Origin of the sequence: Staphylococcus sp. HMSC057A08, assembly GCF_001812925.1 — a bacterium.
Taxonomy (GTDB): Bacteria; Bacillota; Bacilli; order Staphylococcales; family Staphylococcaceae; genus Staphylococcus; species Staphylococcus hominis.
In genome coordinates this window covers 1-367 of the sequence record NZ_KV810843.1, presented here as the reverse complement: position 1 = coordinate 367, position 367 = coordinate 1, and the positions used below count along the sequence as shown (strand labels likewise).

The following is a 367-nucleotide window of genomic DNA, read 5'->3' as shown; positions in this document are numbered from 1 at the left end:
GATAGTTATAAAGAACATATTGATGATGATTTAAGAATAGATATAGGGGATAAAAACTTTGAAAAAGTCAAAGACCAAACACCGAATGAGAAAGTTCAATTACTTATCAAACTTGAGAAATATAACAATGTGGATCAAGAAGAAGTTATCGAAAAACATATTAATCAAGTAGATAGAAATGATAATGACAATCGTATCGAACATGAAAATGAACCATCTAATCATATTCATTTACCAACTATAAACGCTAGTGACTTCCTTATGTATTATGCGAATGAAACTGAAAAACAAAACAATATTAATCATAAGAAAAAGAAGAAGAAACAAGATAGAAATAACCAAATGAGAAGATAGTAGGCCGTTGAAA

General features: G+C 28.1%; 1 protein-coding gene. It reads left to right on the top strand.

Annotated features, from left to right (window positions below; translation table 11 throughout):
• Positions 1-354 (top strand): hypothetical protein (locus HMPREF2881_RS00970; protein ID WP_083310067.1); only part of this gene is annotated, 354 nt, incomplete at its 5' end.
• Positions 355-367: the final 13 nt, after the last annotated feature.